11 protein-coding genes are annotated in these 18,407 nt (G+C 67.4%); 5 read left to right on the top strand and 6 right to left on the bottom strand.

Going from position 1 to position 18,407, the window contains the following annotated elements; genetic code table 11:
- Positions 1 to 38: 38 nt before the first annotated feature.
- The 3 genes from IPK85_23995 to IPK85_23985 form a co-directional block, all read right to left on the bottom strand.
- Positions 39 to 1,682 carry a M1 family metallopeptidase gene (locus IPK85_23995; GenBank protein MBK8250431.1) on the bottom strand — a complete coding sequence of 548 codons (1,644 nt, stop codon included), beginning with the start codon at positions 1,680 to 1,682 and terminating at the stop codon, positions 39 to 41.
- A gap of 66 nt (positions 1,683 to 1,748) precedes the next feature.
- Complete coding sequence (locus tag IPK85_23990; GenBank protein ID MBK8250430.1) at positions 1,749 to 3,221, bottom strand: diguanylate cyclase; 1,473 nt, start codon at positions 3,219 to 3,221, stop codon at positions 1,749 to 1,751.
- Complete coding sequence (locus IPK85_23985; GenBank protein ID MBK8250429.1) at positions 3,214 to 4,179, bottom strand: pyridoxal-phosphate dependent enzyme; 966 nt, start codon at positions 4,177 to 4,179, stop codon at positions 3,214 to 3,216. The genes IPK85_23990 and IPK85_23985 overlap by 8 nt, the downstream gene beginning before the upstream one ends.
- Before the next feature lie 199 nt (positions 4,180 to 4,378).
- Here IPK85_23985 and IPK85_23980 point away from each other — a divergent pair, with 199 nt between their 5' ends.
- On the top strand, positions 4,379 to 7,495 hold the full coding sequence (locus IPK85_23980) for a SusC/RagA family TonB-linked outer membrane protein (GenBank protein ID MBK8250428.1): 3,117 nt from the start codon (positions 4,379 to 4,381) through the stop codon (positions 7,493 to 7,495).
- A 21-nt stretch (positions 7,496 to 7,516) separates the two neighbouring features.
- Positions 7,517 to 8,881: a hypothetical protein gene (locus IPK85_23975; GenBank protein MBK8250427.1), complete on the top strand. Its 1,365-nt coding sequence runs from the start codon at positions 7,517 to 7,519 to the stop codon at positions 8,879 to 8,881.
- A gap of 114 nt (positions 8,882 to 8,995) precedes the next feature.
- Here the strand turns inward: IPK85_23975 and IPK85_23970 are convergent, their stop codons facing one another.
- Both IPK85_23970 and IPK85_23965 read right to left on the bottom strand, forming a co-directional pair.
- The gene (locus IPK85_23970; GenBank protein MBK8250426.1) at positions 8,996 to 10,225 is read right to left on the bottom strand and encodes an RNA polymerase sigma factor; all 1,230 of its coding nucleotides are present in this window, start codon (positions 10,223 to 10,225) and stop codon (positions 8,996 to 8,998) included.
- Between the two features lie 90 nt (positions 10,226 to 10,315).
- Complete coding sequence (locus IPK85_23965) at positions 10,316 to 10,681, bottom strand: YciI family protein (protein ID MBK8250425.1); 366 nt, start codon at positions 10,679 to 10,681, stop codon at positions 10,316 to 10,318.
- Positions 10,682 to 11,043: 362 nt separating this feature from the next.
- Here IPK85_23965 and IPK85_23960 point away from each other — a divergent pair, with 362 nt between their 5' ends.
- Positions 11,044 to 11,379, top strand: a complete 336-nt coding sequence (locus tag IPK85_23960) for a PadR family transcriptional regulator (protein MBK8250424.1) — start codon at positions 11,044 to 11,046, stop codon at positions 11,377 to 11,379.
- Entirely contained in the window at positions 11,376 to 14,078 is a 2,703-nt protein-coding gene (locus IPK85_23955) for an ABC transporter permease (GenBank protein ID MBK8250423.1), read from the top strand. The genes IPK85_23960 and IPK85_23955 overlap by 4 nt, the downstream gene beginning before the upstream one ends.
- Here the strand turns inward: IPK85_23955 and IPK85_23950 are convergent.
- A complete protein-coding gene (locus tag IPK85_23950) occupies positions 14,067 to 15,257 on the bottom strand; it encodes a cytochrome P450 (protein MBK8250422.1) in 1,191 nt (396 codons plus the stop codon). The genes IPK85_23955 and IPK85_23950 overlap by 12 nt on opposite strands.
- A gap of 98 nt (positions 15,258 to 15,355) precedes the next feature.
- Between IPK85_23950 and IPK85_23945 the strand changes: the two genes are divergently transcribed.
- Entirely contained in the window at positions 15,356 to 18,382 is a 3,027-nt protein-coding gene (locus IPK85_23945; protein MBK8250421.1) for a hypothetical protein, read from the top strand.
- Positions 18,383 to 18,407 lie beyond the last annotated feature (25 nt).

Below are 18,407 nucleotides of genomic sequence, written 5' to 3'. Positions count from 1 at the left end.
AGAAACGCTGCCGCGCCGCGGCTGGGTCGGCGTTCCCCCTACTTTCGCACGGTCACACGCCCAAGGATCGTGACATCAGGATCCACCGCGACGGAACGCGGGGCCCCGGTCAACTTGACCGCCACCGGGACGGTCGCCACGCGGGTTGCCGGCAAGGTCACCCGGACCCGCTCGGTGCGGCCGGTCGGATCGGTCACGTCGAGGGCGAGGTTGAGGCGGTACGGGGCCGCGGTGCCGGCCTGGGTCGCCGTCACCTCAAGGGTTCGGCGCGAGGCATCCCACTGCCACGCGACATCCAACTCTGCCGTGCCGGGGCGGTGCAGCCATTGGTCGAAGAACCAGTCGAGGGGACGGCCGGCCGCCGACTCGACCTCACGACGGAAATCATCGGTCAGGGCGTTCCCGTGGCGGTACTTCTGGTAGTAGCTGCGGATGCCGCGGAAGAACGCACTGTCGCCAACTTCGCGTCGCAGCATGTGGAGTACGAACCCGGCCTTCTGGTAGACCAGCCCGTTGAGCACGTTCGCCACGTTCGCGAGTTGTGTGTTCACGACCGGGGTGGTCGCAGCCATGGTGAGCCCGAGGACCGAGGTACGCATGCGTTCCATGTCGCCGCGGAAGGTGCTGTCGCCGTGCGCATGTTCGGTCCACAACGCGGCGAAGTAGGTCGCGAACCCCTCCGACAACCAGACGTGCGGCCACTCACGAGTCGTCACCGCGTCCCCAAACCACTGGTGCGCGGTCTCGTGGGCGATGAGCCCCTCATCCATGCTGCGCCGCTTGTAGATCGCGTCGGCATAGAAGATGGCCGAGGCGTTTTCCATGCCGCCGTAGCGGGTCGTCGACTGCACGTGCGCCAGTTTCTCGTATGGGAACGGGCCGATCACGCGCGACATCCACGCCACCATCTCGCCCGCGAGGCGGAACGGTCCGGGCATGTAGTCGCGCACGTCGGGGGTGATCCAGACGGATTGGCGCACGCATCCCGGCAGCTCACCCAGTCCGCACGCGGTGTCGCCGAGTTCGTACACCGCAAACGGCGCCACGCCGATCACCATGACCGACGTGTAGAGCGGCCGCGCGGTGGCGTATCGGGTCACGGTCATCCCCGAGCGACCGGGTTCGGGGGTTTCCTCGAGCAGCGCACCATTGGCGATGACGCGATGCGTAGACGGCGCCCGGACCGTCCATGCAACAGTCGCCTTGTCACTGGGGTGGTCGACCGTCGCAAGCCACTGCCGGGCGCGGTGCGGGAAGTTGTCGCCAAAGGCGGTCCAGCCGCCGGACGAGTCGGCTGAGAGAATGAGTCCGTCCGTGGGCCGACCGGCGTAGCGCAATCGGAGGCGCAACGTGTCCCGCTGTCCCGCGGGGAGCGGGACGGTGACCTGGTCGCCTTCGCGGGTCGCAGTCACCGCCGCGCCATTCACCGACGCGTCACGCACCGCGAACGCGGGCACGAGGTCGAGCGCAATCGATCGGGCCGCGCCCGTGCGCATCACCGTGACCTCGCTAACAATATCCAGCGTGTCAGGACGCGCCGGCCGACGGAAGTCCACCGTAAAGTCGTAGTGCAGCACGTCGAACCCCGCGCGGCTCGAGCCCGTGCGCGACGGCGCCTGTGCAACCACCAGCGCCGGCAGGCACACCAGGCCGAGGTACCCCATCACTCGAAATGACATCACAGGTCAAAGTCTCCAGTGCAGGCGTTGCCGTCTGCCGTCTGCCGTCTGCCGTCTGCCGTCTGCCGCCTAGCCCCGGACCCGATTCCGCCCCTCCGCCTTCGCCCGATACAACGCCTGGTCGGCCGCGGCGAGCAGGTCTTCCGGTGAGTCAATCCCTGGCGACGGAAAGGTGGCGACTCCGATACTCGCCGTGAGCTGCAACGTCCCACCACTTCCGCGCGTGAACGCGCGTGCTTCCACCCCCTCCCGCAACCGCTCGGCGAAGGCCTGCGCCCCCTGCGAACCCGTCTCGGGCAGCACAACGACAAACTCCTCGCCCCCGTACCGCGCGACCACGTCCACCGCGCGCACCGCCCCCTGCAGGTAGGCCGCCATCTCGGCGAGCACGTCATCGCCCACCAGGTGCCCGTAGTTGTCGTTGACCTTCTTGAAGTGGTCCAGGTCGATCAGCAACAACGACACCTCCGATTCGTAGCGCTTGACGCGCTCGGTTTCGGCCGCCAATCGCTCGGTCAACGCGCGTCGGTTCAACACGCGGGTCAGCGGATCGGTCCGGGCAAGCTGCTCGAGGCGTCGGTTGTCCGCCTTGGTGCTCTCCAGTGCCTGGGCCCGCTGGATCGCCGTGACTGCCGCACGTACCACCGTATCCGCGAACTCGAGGTCGTCCCGGGTGAGTGGGGGTTCGTGGACGCTCCGCCGGAGAAAGAAGACGCCGGCCTGGTTGGGCTGCAGGGCGAACGGCAGGGCGATCACGGATCGCACGGTGACCTTCATCCCCGCGGCCGCCCATCGGGCCCGGGCGCCCTCGTAGATGGGACTCGTCGCCACGTCCTCGACGAGCACCGCGCGCCCCGATTCCAGGGCGATCTGGATTTCCGGGTATCGCTCCAGCTCGAGCTCGAGGATCGTCTCGCTGCCCTGCTCGAAGGCCGTCGCCACCACCCGCGGGCGTTCGCCGGCCTTCGCCAGGATGACGGAGCAATGGGTCAGCTCCAGCGCGCGCGCGACGCGCCGCGCCAACAAGTGATAGATCTCGCCGGTCGACAGATCCTCGCTGACCTCATGCAGGATGTCGACCAGCTGGCGCCGATGCTCGGCCTCCCCACGCACGCGTTCCAGCTCACGATTGGCCTGCGACAACGCCTCCGACGCCGAACGCAGGATCGTCCGCATGCGCAATTGCGCCTGGATGCGGGCGAGGAGTTCCTTGACCCGGAACGGCTTCTTGACGAAATCCGCAGCGCCGAGCCCGAGGGCCCGCACGGCGGCCTCCTCAGGGGGCAACCCGGACATGATGAGCACCGGGAGTTCGCGCCAGCGTGGATCGGACTTGATGCGCTCTAGCAGCTGGTACCCGTCGATCCCTGGCAGGGTCACATCCAGCAGCACCAGGTCCGGGGTGTACTCGAGCAGCACGGCGGGCACATCGGCCCCCGAGGCCGCCGTGCGGACGTCATACCCGTGCTCGCGCAGCAGCCAGGTGATGGTCTGCAGCACGGCCCCATCGCCATCGGCGACGAGGATGCGCGCGTTAGGCATGGCCGAGGAGCTGCGAGAGCCCCTCCCATTCAATGTTGCCCCCTGAGAGGATGCAGACCGTCCCGGGCTCCACGGTGACGCGGCCATCGAGCACGGCCGCGAGGGTGATCGCGCCGCTAGGCTCGGCGACCAGCTTGGCCCTGTCGAGCAGGTAGCGAACCGCGCGCACGATGGCGCTCTCGTCTACTGTGACGACCTCGTCGAGGTACGCCTGATGATGGGCAAACGGCAGCGTCCCGATCCGCACGGCCATCAGCCCGTCCGCGATGCTGTGCGTCGACTCCAGCGTGACCGGTTCACCGGCGGCGCGCGCGCGGGTCAGCTTGGGAGCGCCCCCGGGCTCAACCCCGACGACTCGTGTGGAAGGGCTCAACAGTTTGACGGCCGCCGCGACCCCGCTCGACAGCCCACCGCCACCGACCGGGACGAGCACCTGCCTGACGTTCGGCATGTCCTGCACCACCTCGAGGCCGACCGTCCCCTGTCCCTCGATGATCCAGGGATGGTCGTAGGGGGGGACCATGGTGAGGCCTTGGGCGTTCATCAGCTCCACGGCACGGTCCATCCGGTGCTGGGTAGTGGTGCCGGCCAATTCGATGGTGGCACCGAGCCGTTCGGCCCCGCCGCGCTTGGCCGCAGTGACCGTCGTGGGCATGACGACGGTCGCCGGAACCCCGAACATCCGGGCTGCGAGGGCGACCGCCTGCGCGTGGTTCCCCGACGACGGCGCGATAACCCCCCGGCCCCGTTCGTCCGGGGTGAGCCGGGAGAGGAAGTTGTATGCCCCGCGGAACTTGAAGGCCCCACCACGTTGCAGCATTTCCGGCTTCAGGATCACCTCCCCCGCGGGGGTGGCGAGCGGCAGAAGGGGGGTGCGAATCGCCACGTCGGCCAATCGTGCGGCCGCAGCCTCCAGATCCAGACGGGAGATGAGGGACGAAGCGTCAGAAGTCGGCATATCGGCGGCTGTAACGAAGTGAGCCAAGGCAATGTGGCGCCTGATCTTCCGGGCCACCATGCATCAGGGACGCCCAATCTATCATCGTGCGGGGAAACACGGCCGTAGTCCTTGACGGCGACGGTTATAGATGTGACCGTTTGATTACGGAATCCCTTTGGGCGACGCCCCCCCGGGCGCCGCTTTCCCCGTTCCCCGCATGAGGAGGCTCACCATGTCCTTCGCCGTCAGCATGAGGCAGGGCGCCAGAGCATCACTCGCCGCGCTCGCGTTGTTTGCAAGTGCCGCTGTGTTGCCCGCCCAAACCGCGACGACCGTCACGGGCCGCGTCACCGCACAGGAATCGAACGAGCCATTGAGCGACGTTCGCGTGCTAGTGGTCGGCACGACGGTGTTCGCGATCACCAACCAGGAAGGTCGGTACACGCTACGCAACGTGCCGGCCGGCAACCAGGAAGTCCGTGTGCTGCGCGTCGGCTACACGGAGCAAAAGAAGGCAGTGTCGGTCGCCGCCGGTCAGGCCGCGACGTTGGACTTCTCCCTAACGCGCGCCGTCATTCAGCTGCAGGAAGTTGTCACGACCGCGACCGGCGACCAGCGCCGGGTAGAGATCGGCAACTCGGTGTCAGCCATCGACGCGGTGAAGCGCGTGGAAGCCTCGCCCATCAAGAACATGGGCGATCTTCTGACCACGACGGCGCCGGGCGTCCAAGTGCTGCCGGCGAACATGACCGGTGGTGGTAGCCGCGTCCGCATTCGCGGCACGGCGTCACTGTCGCTGACCAACGACCCCATCTACATCATCGACGGCATTCGCATGACGTCGACGGGTGGCCAGGGGATCGGCGTCGGCGGCACGAGCGCGAGCCGCGTGAACGACCTGAACCCCGAGGAAATCGAGAACATCGAGGTCGTGAAGGGTCCCTCGGCAGCGACGCTCTACGGCACGGACGCCGCGAACGGCGTCATCGTGATCACGACCAAGAAGGGCCGCGCCGGGAGCGCGCAATGGAGCGCCTACGGTGAGACCGGGCTGATCCGGGACGACAACACCTACCCGACGATGCACGCGATCCTCGGGAAGGCACCGAACTCCTCGACCGTGCGTCGCTGCTACCTGCATGAAGTCGGCCTGGGCACCTGCATCAAGGACAGCACGACGTCGGTCAACGTCTTCTCGGACCCCGACCTGACACCGATCAAGGATGGCTTCCGCGGCCAGGGTGGCCTGCAGATCCAGGGCGGAACGGAGGCGGTGCGGTACTTCGTCGCCGGCGAATACGAGAACGAGGTCGGCACCTTCGGCCTGCCGGACTTCGAGCGGCGCCGCTTTGACTCGCTCAACGTCCCGATCACCGACGCGATGGAGCGCCCGAACACGCTGCGCAAGTCGTCGTTCCGCACCAACCTGAACAGCGCGATCTCCCCCACGCTGGACATCGGCATCACGTCCAACTTCATCAAGCTGGACCAGCGGATTCCGCAGGTCGACAACAACGTCAACTCCTTCTGGTACAACGGAACGACCGGCCCCGGGTTCCGCGGCGCCGGACCGGGCTACAACCCGATTGGCTCGTTAGGCCAGAACCTGTACGGATGGCGCCAGTTCACCCCGGGCGACATCTTCCAGCACAAGACGACGCAGAACACGCAGCGCTTCATCAACTCCGGCACCGCGAACTGGCGTCCGTTCACCTGGATGCAGAACCGGGCCGACGTCGGCATCGACCTCTCGGACCGCGCCGAGTTCCAGCTGTGCATGTTCGCCAACTGCGCGGACTTCGGCACGAACCGCCTCGGCCGGGCCATTGACCTCCGCGGCAACATCCGCAACGTGACCACGAACCTGGGCTCCACCGTGACCTGGCAGCCGAAGCCTTGGCTCGGGGCCAAGACCACGGCGGGCGCACAGTACGTCTACTTCTCGTTCGAGACGTCTACCGCGCAGGGCTCTACGTTGCCGCCTGGCGCGCAGACCCCGTCGTCGGGCTCCATCCCGAGCGTTGGGTCGGGCACAACCCTCCAAAAGACGCTCGGCCTCTTTGTCGAAGAGCAGGTCGCTATCAACGACCGCTTGTTCCTTACGGCGGCGGTGCGCACCGACCAGAACTCCGCTTTCGGCACCAACTTCCAGCGCGTGTTCTACCCCAAGGGCGCGGTCTCCTGGGTGATGTCGGACGAGAGCTTCTTCCCGAAGATGAGCTGGCTCAACCAGTTCCGCGTCCGTGGCGCCGTCGGTTCGTCGGGCGTGCAGCCGGGCCCGAATGACGCGCTGCGCACCTTTGGTGTCGTATCGACCAACGTCGCGTCGGCCGAAGTCGCCGGCCTCCGTTCGGCGGCCCTCGGCAACTTCGACCTCAAGCCGGAACGGTCGCAGGAAATCGAGGCCGGGTTCGATTCGCGCCTCTTCTCCGAGCGCGTGAACTTCGAGTTCACGTACTATCGCAAGACCTCCCAGGACGCCCTGATCAACCAGGTCATCGCCCCGTCGGCCGGATCGTCCTCCGCGACCGTCCTGCGGAACCTCGGCTCCGTGCGCAACTGGGGCTACGAAGCGCTCATCACGGCACAGGTCCTTAACCTCCGCAACATTTCCTGGGACGTCACGTTCAACGGGTCACACAACTCCAATGAGCTGGTGACCCTTGGCAATGACGCGCAGGGCAAGCCGATCCCGCCGATCATCGGCACCACGATCCAGCAACGCCCGGGCTATCCGCTGAACGGCTACTGGCAGCGGCCCTACACGTATGCGGATGCGAACAATGACGGCATCATCGTCCCGTCGGAAATCACGGTCGCGGATAGCGCCATCTTCCGCGGGTACTCGCAGCCCCGGCTCGAGCTGTCGATCATCAACGGGATCGACCTCTTCAATCGCCGACTCCGCATTCAGGGGCTCGTCGACCACAAGAGTGGCTTCAAGGTCCTGAACTCGGAGCAGCAGTTCCTCTGCCAGCAGGCCGTGTCGTGCCTCGAGACGTCGACGTTGAACCCGCCGCTCTATCGCCAGGCCCGTGCGGTCGCGCAGCGCTTCAAGACGCCGGTGACCACGCTGGACGGATACATCGAAGACAACTCCTTCATCCGTTTCCGCGAGTTGTCGGCGACGTTCACCCTTCCCGATCGCTGGGCGCGCACCTTTGCCCGCGCCAAGGGCGCCACCATCGTCGGCGCCGCCCGCAACCTCGCCGTCTGGACCGATTGGACGGGCGTGGATCCGGAACAGAACTACAGCCAGGGTGACACGCAGGCCACGCTGCTCACCGCAGGCCCCCCGAAGTACGTCACGTTCCGTGTCAACCTCCGTTACTAAACACCAACAGTGAGAACCCACATGCTTCGGAATACTCCGATCCTGCGCGGACCGCTCGCCGCTGGTGCCGCCGCGATCCTTCTCGCCTGCTCGAGCGTGACCGACACGCTCCTGGAGGCCGAGGACCCGGATATCATCCAGCCTTCGACGGTCAGCACCCCTGAGGCCGCCAATGCCACCCGGCTTGGCGCCCTCGGGCGTTTCCGCAACATCACCGCCGGCGGCGAGGGCGCCTGGATGCTCGGCGGCCTCCTGGCCGACGAATGGAAGTCCGGCGACACCTTCCTGCAGCGCAACGAGACCGACCAGCGCCTCGTGCAGGAGAACAACGGCAACGTCCAGAACATGCTGCGCGAGATCTACCGTGCGCGCAACAACGCCCGTGAGGCCATTGGCTTCCTGGAGAAGCTCAAGCCCAACCCTGCGGCGGACCGCGGCGAACTCTGGTTCGTCATCGGGATGGCCGAAATGATGCTCGCCGAGAACTTCTGCAATGGCACGCCAATCAGCGACGCATCGACGGGAGAGATCGTTTACGGTGGCCCCAAGTCGAACCAGGAAGTGTTCACCATGGCCCTGGCGCACTACGACACGGCCCTCGCGCTAGCCAACGGCTCGGACGCCGCGTCGGTAGCTGTGCGTAACGCCGCGACCATCGCCCGCGCACGTACGCAGGTCCACCTCGGCCAGTTTGCCGCGGCGGCCAGTGCGGTGGCGTCTGTTCCCACGTCGTATCGATACAACAACACCTTCGCCCTCACCTCGGGCGACAACCAGATCTGGTCGCTGAACTTCAGCGCCCGGCGTTGGGTGGTGGGTGACTCCTTCGACGTCGGCGGCATCATCCAGAACGCCATACCGTTTGCGTCGGCTGGCGATCCTCGTATTCCGGTCACCGGCGCGAGCAATTCGACTGCCGCGAAGAGCTTCGACGGGTCTACAAACTTCGTGTATCAGCGGCTGTATGATCGCAGCACGCCGGCCACCGTGCTTTCCGGCATCGATGCGCGTTTGATTGAGGCCGAGGCCCGGCTGCAAGCCAACGACTTTGCGGGGATGATGACGATCCTCAACGCCTTGCGTGCCGCACCTCAGAGCCTGGGTGCCATCACGACGCCCGCGATGGCGGCGTTGGCCACACCCACCACGCGGGATGCGGCGATTGACCTGTTCTTCCGCGAGAAGGCGTTCTGGCAGTTCTCGCGTGGGTATCGGTTGGGCGACCTCCGCCGCCTGGTTCGTCAGTACACTCGGACGCAGGACCGCGTCTTCCCGAACGGCCAGTTCTTCAAGGCGGGCACTTACGGGAACAACGTGAACTTCCCGGTCACCGTGGACGAGCAGAACAACCAGCTCGCTGCGGGCTGCACCAACCGCAACGCGTAGGACGCACCACAACGCAGTACGCACAACGGGACGAGGGTAGAGGGCTTCGGCCTCTCTACCCTCGTTCTTTTTGTTCCCCACACGATGCGGGAACGCATGCGGGTGGGACCATGCCTAACCCGGCCGCAGGACGGCCATCCGGCGGCCGAGGTGCGCGCGCTCGGCGTCATTGGTCGCGAGGCGGTGCGCCTCCTGGAACGCGAGCCACGCGTCCGCATCACGCCCGACACGGTGCAGCAGTTCCGCGCGCGCCGAGTGCAGGTGCACATAACCACGCAACTCCCCGCGCGCGATGATCGCCTCGACCAGCTGAAGACCCTCCGCCGGCCCCCGCGCCATGGCCACCGCCACTGCATGGTTCAGCGCCACGACCGGCGTGGGCGATGACGTCATCAACAGTTCGTACCACCGAACGACCTCGGGCCAGTCCGTGTCGCTCACGCGCCGCGCCCGGGCGTGCACCGCGGCAATCGCGGCCTGGATGCCATACGGCCCTACCTCGCCCTCGCCTAACAAGCGGCTCACCAGCCCCAGGCCCTCGGCCAGCTGATCCTGGCCCCACCGAGTTCGATCCTGGTCCTCCAGCAAGACCAGCGCCCCGGCGGAATCCGCGCGTGCAGCACGCCGTGCGTCCTGCAACAACATCAGGGCCAGCAATCCACGCGCCTCGATGTCGCCGGTAAGCTCGACCAGCAGGCGCCCCAGACGGATGGCCTCGCGCGCAAGGTCCGCGCGGGTGACCGAGGCGCCGGCGGCCGGCGAATACCCTTCATTGAAGACGAGGTACACGACCTGGAGCACGCCCTCCAGCCGGTCGTGGATTTCATGCGGCTCGGGTACGACATAGGGGATTCCCGCGTCCCGGATCTTGGCCTTGGCGCGAACGATCCGCTGGGCGAGGGTTGGGGCCGGCACGAGGAAGGCCCGCGCGATTTCCTCGGTATTCAGGCCACAAACCGTCCGCAGCGTCAGCGCCACGCGCGCCTCTGGGGCCAGCGCGGGGTGGCAGCAGGTGAAGATCAATCGCAACCGGTCATCGGGCCACGTGCCATCGCTGTCGCTCACAGGCTCGGCGACGCGTTCCAGCTCCGCCGCGAGCAGCCCCAACTTCTGGTCATACACGGCGCGCCGTCGCACTCGGTCCAGCGCGCGGAACCGCCCGGTTGAGACCAGCCACGCCACCGGGTTGCCGGGCGCACCGTCCGCCGGCCACTGCTCGGCGGCCGCGAGAAAGGCGTCGTGCAGCGCCTCCTCCGCGAGGTCGAAGTCGCGGAGGAGCCGAATGAGCGTCGCGAGGATGCGTCGGGAATCCTCGCGATAGACTCGGTCAAGTGCCGCAGCGATCTCTGTCACGGCTGGAGGATATCCCGTCGATCCCACATTGCCCACAGGGCGCACGGGATCCCGGTGAACGCCGGGACCCCGCGCCGGGACTCACATGGTGCCACCCTGCGAGAAGTCGATGACCGGCCGGACCTCCACAGAGCCATACCGGCAGCTGGGAATCCGTGACGCGATCTGGATGGCCTCGTTCAGGTCCTTGGCATCGATCAGGTACAGCCCGCCCAGCTGCTCCTTGGTCTCGGCGAACGGCCCATCGGTCGTCTGCAACTTGCCGTTGCGAATCCGCAGGGTCGTAGCCGTGGCCACGGGCTGCAGCGCCTCACCCGCGTGATAGTGCCCGGTCTTCTGGACGTCCTGGGTGAAGGCGAAGTACTCGCCCATGATCTTGTCGCCTTCCTTTTGCATGGCGGCGTTCATCTCGGTCTCGTTGTCGTAGATCAGGCAGGCGTAGCGCATGGGTCAAGCTCCGGTGAGTGAGTTCGGCAAGTAGTCGAACGGGAGCGGGCGAATTCGACACCCGCCCGTGCTGCACGGGCTGGCCCGGACTCGTGCTGCACGTACCTCGCGGTTCTGATCCTGGGGCGGCCTGGATGGCCTCGGAACGGCACGGACGCGGCACGAGAGGCACGAGCAGCCCGCGCAGCACGGGGGGCACGAGGGGCACGAGCAGCCCGGCCGGCACGGGAGGCGTCGGGCCCACCCCTACCGCCTCGTGCTGCCCGTGCTGCCCGTGCTGCCCGTCATGTCGTTGACTCTCTGAACCAAAGCAACCATCCCCCTTCCCCCAGTGTCTAAGGGAAAGACTCTGGGAGGTCACCATGCCCGACGCCCCACCGCTCCTCAAGGGCACCCTCGACGTGCTCGTCCTCAAGGCCCTCGCCTGGGACGCCATGCACGGGTTCGAGATCACGACCTGGCTCGAGGAACGATCGAGCGGACTCGTCGCCGCAGACGAGGGCGCCCTCTACCACGCGCTGCACCGCCTGGAGGAGCGCGGCTTCATCGCCTCCGAGTGGCGGCTGACGCAGAACAACCGGCGCGCGCGCTACTACAAGCTCCTCCCGGCTGGGCGCGCACACCTCAAGACCGAGGGGGCGAACCTCGAGCGTTATGCCCGCGCCCTCACGGCGATCCTCACCGCGAGGTCCGCATGACCCAGCGTCCACGGATCGTCGACCTCGGGCCGCGCCACACGGATGCGGCGGCGGAGATGCGCGAGGAGCTGGCCCTTCATGTCGACGCAAGGGCCGAGCGGCTCATCGCTCAGGGGTGGGATCCAGCTGCGGCTCGCGCCGAGGCGTTGCGCCGACTCGGAGGACCGCGTGCCGACCTGGAGGCGTCTGCCGCGCAAAAGGTGCGGCGGCTCGCCTGGCGCGAGTGGGCGACGGACCTCGTGGACGATACCCGGTACGCCTGGCGCGGGCTCGTCCGGCAGCCGCTCTTTGCTGCCGTCGCAATCCTGACCATCGGTATCGGCATCGGGGCCAACACCGCCATCTATACCGCGGTGGATGCCATCCTTTGGCGGTCGCTGCCGTTCCCGGAGCCCGGGCGCCTGATGGACATCATCCAGACTTCCCCGGACGCCGGACAGTCCCAGTGGTCGTGGCCCAAGTTCACGGTCTTCCGCGACAACCAGCAGGCCTTTGCCTCGGTCGCGCTGCATGCGAATGGACCGGCCATTTTGGGGGGCGGCGAGCCGGAACGCATCGAGATCGAAGAGGTGTCTGCCACCTACCTGTCGACCCTTCGCGTCCCGGTCGCCATGGGTCGCGACTTCCCCGCGACGATCGACGCCGCCCCGGGGGCGCCGCGCTTGGCGATGCTCAGTGAGGCGCTGTGGCAGCGACGCTTCAACGCGGATCCCAACATCGTCGGCTCCACGGTCACCCTGGACAATGCGCCCTGGGAGGTGGTCGGGGTCCTTCCGGCTGGTTTTCGTGGTTTGTCTGGCCGGGCAGATGTCCTCCTGAACGTCTCGGCGCGTACTGCGGATGACCTGCAGCAGGAGTGGTCGCTGGAGTTCGGGATGATCGGGCGGCTCCGGGATGGCGTCCCACCATCGGGCGGCACCTCGGAAGCCGAGCGCCTGGGGCCGCGCATCTATGAGGCGTATCCGATGCGGGAGGGGATGGTGAGCACCAGTGCGAACCCCCGGCAGTGGGGAGCGACGGCGCGCGCGCTCGACGCGATCCGCGCGCCGGAGTTGCTGCAGCGTTCCCTGCTGGTGTTGTTTGGGGCGGTGGCCCTTGTGCTGCTGATTGCGTGCGTGAACCTCGCCAACCTGCTGTTGGCTCGCGCGCTGGCTCGTCGGCAGGAGATGGCAGTTCGCCTCGCGATCGGCGCCCGGCGCGGACGGATCATCCGCCTCCTCATGGCGGAGAGTCTCGTGATTGCGATCCTCGGGGGGACCGTGGGGTTGGGGTTCGCCTGGCTCGGTTCACGCGCGCTCGCCGCGGCCAACCCTCAGGAGACGCTCGCCGTGCAGGGGCTGCAGGGTGGGATCGGCGCGATCGGCTTCGAGAGCGTTCGGCTGGATGGGCGCGCCCTCGTCTTCGCTGCGGCCATCACGCTGCTGGTCACCCTGCTTTTCGGCCTGGTACCGGCGTGGCGCGCCACGCGGACGAACCTCACGAGCGACTTGCGGGATGGCGGCGCAGGGAGCGGTGCCAGTCGGCGCGCCGGCGTCGGTCGGCGGTTGCTGGTGATCACCGAAGTCGCGTTGGCCGTGATCCTCCTCGCGGGGTCTGGCCTGATGATTCGGAGCCTGGGAAAGCTCCTGGCCGTCGATCCCGGATTCGACGCGGCGAACGTGCTCACCCTGCGGCTCTCCTTGCCTCCAGGGACCTTTGCGCCGGACTCCATGCCTGGCTTCTACGACGAAGTGCAGCAGGCGATTGCCGCAGTCCCTGGCGTCGAGCGGGTGGCGTTGGCCGACTGCCCGCCGTTGAACAACGGGTGTAACGGCACCGTCATGACCTTCCCTGACCGCCCGCAGCAAGCAGCCGGCAATGCCATGGTTGGGGTGCACTGGGTCTCGCCGGAGTGGTACCGCACGCTGCGCGTCCCGCTCATCCGCGGGCGCGGGTTCACGGAGGCTGATCGTCTTGGGGGGCCGAAGGTGGTGGTGATCAATGAATCGGCGGCCCGGACGTACTTCGCCGGCGAGGATCCGATCGGACGTCGCGTCGCGGTCTGGCAGGGCGGGTTCCACGAGGGGGCGGAGGTGATCGGCATCGTGGGGGATGTGCGATTCGGCACGATCGACTCCACGGCCCGCCCGGATACCTACATCTCCTATGGCCAGGCGCGGATCCCGCGGATGATGGTCTTTGCGCGCACCGTGGGCGATCCGCGCGCCGTGATTGGCGCGGTGCGCGAGGCGCTGCGCCGCGTCGCCCCGATGGCGCCGGTGTACGACGTCAGGACGCTGGAGGAACGGGTGTCGAGGGCAGGCGCGCAAACGCGCATGAGTGCCGTCCTGCTCGGTGCCTTCGCCCTGGCCGCGCTGGTGCTGGCCGTGATCGGCATCTACGGCGTGACCTCGTTTGCCGTCACGCAACGCGCTCGCGAACTGGGGATCCGGATGGCGTTAGGCGCCGGTCGTTCCCAGGTCCAGCAGTTGGTCCTCTTCGAATCCGCGCGCCTCGCCGTCATCGGGCTCGCGGTGGGGACGCTCGGGGCACTCGCTCTCACCCGAACCCTGGGCGCACTGTTGTACCAGGTGTCGACGAACGATCCGCTCACCTTCGTCGTCATGGGTGTCGTGCTGTTGGGAACGGCGCTGCTGGCAGGTTGGCTCCCCGCGCGCCGCGCCTCGCGCATCCACCCGGCGGGGGTGCTACGCCACTGATCGGCGAATCACGAGGGCCGGCGGCTTGCGGAACTCATGGCCGCGCGGCGGCGTGGATAGGGTGTCGTCGCGCGTCATCTCCGGCCATGTCGCCAGGAGTTGGCTCAGCGCCACCTCTGCCTCGACGCGGGCCACCGCGGCCCCAAGGCAGAAATGCCTGCCGAAGGCAAACGCCAGGTGCGGCACCGTCGCGGGACGCCACGGGTCAAACCGATCGGGATCGACATAGTGCGCAGGGTCGCGATTCGCCGCCCCAAGCATGCATTGCACCAGCTCCCCCTCGGGGATCGCGACGCCGTTGACCGTCGCGCCGGCCGCCGCATAACGCGTGGCCGTCTGCACCGCCGCATCCCATCGCAGCGATTCCTCGACGCAGGCCATCAGGTCGGCCGTGGACGAGCGGGCGCGCGCGAGGGTCGACGGATGGCTCAGCATCGCCCACAACGCGTTCGCAATCATCGCTTCGGTCGTCTCGATCCCGCCAAAGAGCACGATCAGAGCATTGGAGCCGATCTCCTCGTCATCGAGAAGGCGCGGGTGCACCCGCGCGAGCTGGACGAGCAGCGAGTGCTCGTTCGGCGATGGGGCACGGAGTATGGGGGTGATCGACGCCCGGAAGGCCTGGACGGCCCCCAGCGCGCGCGCTCGCGTCGCGGGGGCGCCCGCGTAGTTCATCAGGGCGTCCGCGAAGGTGTCATACCACTCCCGCAGCATGCCATCGTGCGCGGGGTCCAGCCCGATCACGCGCGCCACGACCTCCAGGGCAATCGGTGCGGCGTACTCCCGCCGCACCTCGACCGTGGCGCTCATGCGAAGCGCAGCAACCCTCGAACCAACGATCTGCTCGATCAGTGGACGCGCGTCCTCTGCCGCGCGCGCATTGAACGGCGGGGCACAAGCCGACTTGTACCGGCGCTGTTGGTCGCCCTCGGTCGACAGCATCTGCGCGCCAAACGTCCGCCGGATCGGCGATTGCTCGCCGTCGGTGCGAAAGTGCTCGGGATCGCGGAGGACCTCCATGACCAGGTCCCGACTCGTGACGAGCCACTGGTCGATCGCAGGCACCCAGGTCACCGGCTCAGACGCGCGCAGCCGATGAAAGTGCGGATAGGGATCGCCTTCGAGGTCGGCCTGGGTGAGCTGCGCCCCCAGGGGGAATCTGTCACGGGAATCGGCCATATAACCAAGAATACGGGTCGAAACGCGGTGCGACGAGCACCCTTGCCCCAATCCGGCCCGCGGGCGTCTCTTTGCCACGTCCCCAGCTGACCCACTCCATGCGCCCGTTCCTCCTCCTCGCCTGCAGCGCGTCCCTCGCCGCCGCCCAGGACCTCGGCTCCCTCCCCTGGCGCCACATCGGCCCGGCATCGTTCGGCGGTCGCATCGACGACATCGAAGCCGTCGCCACACGCCCATCGACCATCTTCGTCGGCACGGCGGGCGGCGGGATCTTCCGTTCCACCAACAACGGGACGACCTGGGTTCCGGTCTTCGATCGCGACGGTCGGTCGACTTCCATCGGCGATATTGCGATTGCGCCGAGCGACCCGAACATCGTGTGGGCCGGCACCGGTGAGCCAAACAACAGGCAGAGTTCCACCTGGGGCGACGGTGTCTATCGGTCGCTCGATGGGGGCACGACCTGGACACACATGGGGCTCGCCGCCACTCAACACATCGGCCGAGTGGTTGTCCATCCGCGTGATCCGTCCACCGTCTTTGTCGCCGCCCTCGGCCGCCTGTGGGGCCCGAACGCGGATCGCGGGCTCTACCGCACGCGCGACGCGGGACGAAGCTGGCAAAAGGTCCTGAACGTGAACGACGTCACGGGAGCCGTCGACGTCGCCCTCGACCCCGACGGTCGCACGTTGTACGTCGCCATGTATCAACGCATGCGCCGCGGACATGGCTTTGTCGGCGGGGGGCCGGGAAGCGGGCTCTATCGCTCTCTCGACGGCGGAGATTCATGGGAGCGCGTTTCGAATGGCCTCCCGAAGGGCGACATCGGTCGCATTGGCGTGGCCATTGCGCCGAGCCAGCCGTCGACCGTGTACGCCATCGTGGAAAGCCGCCAGGGTGGCGTCTTTCGCTCGGACGATCGCGGCGCCACGTGGCGCAAGGTCAACAGCCTCAACCCGCGCCCGATGTACTACTCGCAGGTGCGCGTCGATCCGCAACACCCGGATAAGGTCTGGGTGCTGGGCACCAACGTGCACCTCTCGGTGGACGGCGGCAAGACCTTCACGACGGAGAACACCGGCGACCGCATCCATGTGGACCATCACGCCCTGTGGCTCAACCCCGCGGACGGGCAACACATGATGCTCGGCAACGACGGCGGGTTGTACTTCACCTACGACGGCGCACGCAACTGGGACTTTGTCGACAACCTGCCGATCGGTCAGTTCTATGACATCGACGTGGACGGGCGCGATCCGTACTACGTCTACGGCGGCACGCAGGACAACGGCACCTGGGGCGTCCCGGTGCGCACGTACAACGGCGTCGGGATCATGAACAGCGACGTCATCAACATCGCGTATGGCGACGGCTTCTACACCGTCACCGACCCCGCCGACCCGGCATACATCTACGCCAACTCGCAGGGCGGGCGCGCCTATCGCGTCCACCTCGGCACCCGCGAAGAACGCGGGATCCGCCCGGTTCCCACGGACGCGAAGGAGGAGTATCGCTTCAACTGGAGCTCGCCGATGCTCCGATCACCGCATGACGCGAAGACCATCTACTACGGTGGCAACAAGCTGTTCCGAACGCGTGATGGGGGACAGAGTTGGGATGAGGTCTCGCCGGACCTCACCCGCAAACTCGACTGGAAAAAGCTCCCGATCATGGGGATCGTGCGCGACTCCACGACCTTGTCGCGCGACGACGGCGTCAGCGACTACGGCACCATCACCACGATCAGCGAGTCACCGAAAGCCGCCGGCACACTCCTGGTCGGCACCGACGACGGAAACGTGCAGCTTACCACCGACGGAGGTCGCACCTGGTCTGACATCACCAGTCGCTTCACCCTGCCCGGGGCGCGATGGGTGAGCCGGGTGCTGTGGTCGGCCCACGACGCTCGCACCGCGTACGTCGCCTTTGACGGCCACCACGACGACGACCAGAGCCCCTGGCTCTTCCGCACCACGGACGGCGGCAGCACCTGGCGCCCGAGCATGGGCGACCTCCCCGCCGGCCACTCCATCAAGGTCGTCGATGAACACCCCCGGAACCGCAACGTGTTGTTCGCCGGGACGGAGTTCGGGTTGTTTGTCACCTGGGACGGCGGTACCAAATGGCACGCAACCTCCGGCGGGGTGCCACGGGTCCGCGTCGACGACATCGCCATCCACCCCACGCGGGGAGACCTGCTGCTTGGCACGCATGGCCGCAGCATCATCGTGCTGGATGACATCGGCATGCTCGCGGCGGGCGCTCCGGTGGCCGAACGGGCCACACTGTATCCCATGTTGCCCGCGCGGCAGCGATTCATCACCCGCGTGTTGCCCACACCCGGCGCCCGCAACTTTCAGGCACCCAACCCGGCCGAGGGGGTGCTGATCACATTCGCGTTAGGCACACCCATGAGTCGCGCGGACACCGTGGCCCGACTGACCGTGGCCGACGCCTCCGGCGCCGTGGTCCGAACGCTGTCGGTTCCGGCCACCGCCGGACTGCACCGCACCAACTGGGACCTGCATCACGAGCGCGCCCCCGGAGTGACCGCCGCGGACGAGGGCTGGTTCGGCGCGCCGGCAGGGAGCTGGGCCCTCCCCGGACGCTACACCGTGACACTCGCCGCGAGGGGAACCCAGGTCTCGCAGGTCGTGGAGGTCCTCGCCGACAACCGCCTCGCCGTGGCGGAAGGCGCCGTCACGGCGCGCCACGCCGCTTCGCGACGCCTCGCTGAACTCCTCGCCGCATTCGACCGCGGCGTGCAGCTGCACAAGGCACTGGTCGCCGAGCGAAAGCGCATCGAGGATGCCGCGGCGGGAACGCCGCGCCGCGATTCCCTCGCCACGTTGCTCCGTGAGACAGGAACCCAGCTGGATTCACTGGCTCGTCGTTTCGGTGCCGGGTTCGGTGGGTCCAAGTTCGGCTACCTGGACCTGGACGGCTCACTCCAGGCGTCCAGCACGCCCCCCACGGTGGCGCAGCAGCGGGCCATGGACCAGCTCGCTTCTCGATTGCGGGACGATTTGCGCTCCTTGAACGCCCTCCTCGCCGGCTCCATGGCCGAGCTGCGACGCCGGGACGCCGGCAGCTCAACAAGCCTCACCGCGGTGCCCATTCCCTGACGGGCAGCAGCGTTCCCCATATCTT

The organism is Gemmatimonadota bacterium (genome assembly GCA_016712265.1).
Taxonomy (GTDB): domain Bacteria; phylum Gemmatimonadota; class Gemmatimonadetes; order Gemmatimonadales; family Gemmatimonadaceae; genus RBC101.
This window is presented reverse-complemented; position numbering and strand designations above follow the sequence as displayed.

Excerpts from the sequence above, each read along its gene's own strand:
- IPK85_23990 (MBK8250430.1), bottom strand. The coding sequence starts at position 3,221 with ATGCCTAACGCGCGCATCCTCGTCGCCGATGGCGATGGGGCCGTGCTG.
- IPK85_23985 (MBK8250429.1), bottom strand. The coding sequence starts at position 4,179 with ATGCCGACTTCTGACGCTTCGTCCCTCATCTCCCGTCTGGATCTGGAG.
- IPK85_23980 (MBK8250428.1), top strand. The coding sequence starts at position 4,379 with ATGAGGAGGCTCACCATGTCCTTCGCCGTCAGCATGAGGCAGGGCGCC.
- IPK85_23975 (MBK8250427.1), top strand. The coding sequence starts at position 7,517 with ATGCTTCGGAATACTCCGATCCTGCGCGGACCGCTCGCCGCTGGTGCC.
- IPK85_23965 (MBK8250425.1), bottom strand. The coding sequence starts at position 10,681 with ATGCGCTACGCCTGCCTGATCTACGACAACGAGACCGAGATGAACGCC.
- IPK85_23960 (MBK8250424.1), top strand. The coding sequence starts at position 11,044 with ATGCCCGACGCCCCACCGCTCCTCAAGGGCACCCTCGACGTGCTCGTC.
- IPK85_23955 (MBK8250423.1), top strand. The coding sequence starts at position 11,376 with ATGACCCAGCGTCCACGGATCGTCGACCTCGGGCCGCGCCACACGGAT.
- IPK85_23950 (MBK8250422.1), bottom strand. The coding sequence starts at position 15,257 with ATGGCCGATTCCCGTGACAGATTCCCCCTGGGGGCGCAGCTCACCCAG.
- IPK85_23945 (MBK8250421.1), top strand. The coding sequence starts at position 15,356 with ATGCGCCCGTTCCTCCTCCTCGCCTGCAGCGCGTCCCTCGCCGCCGCC.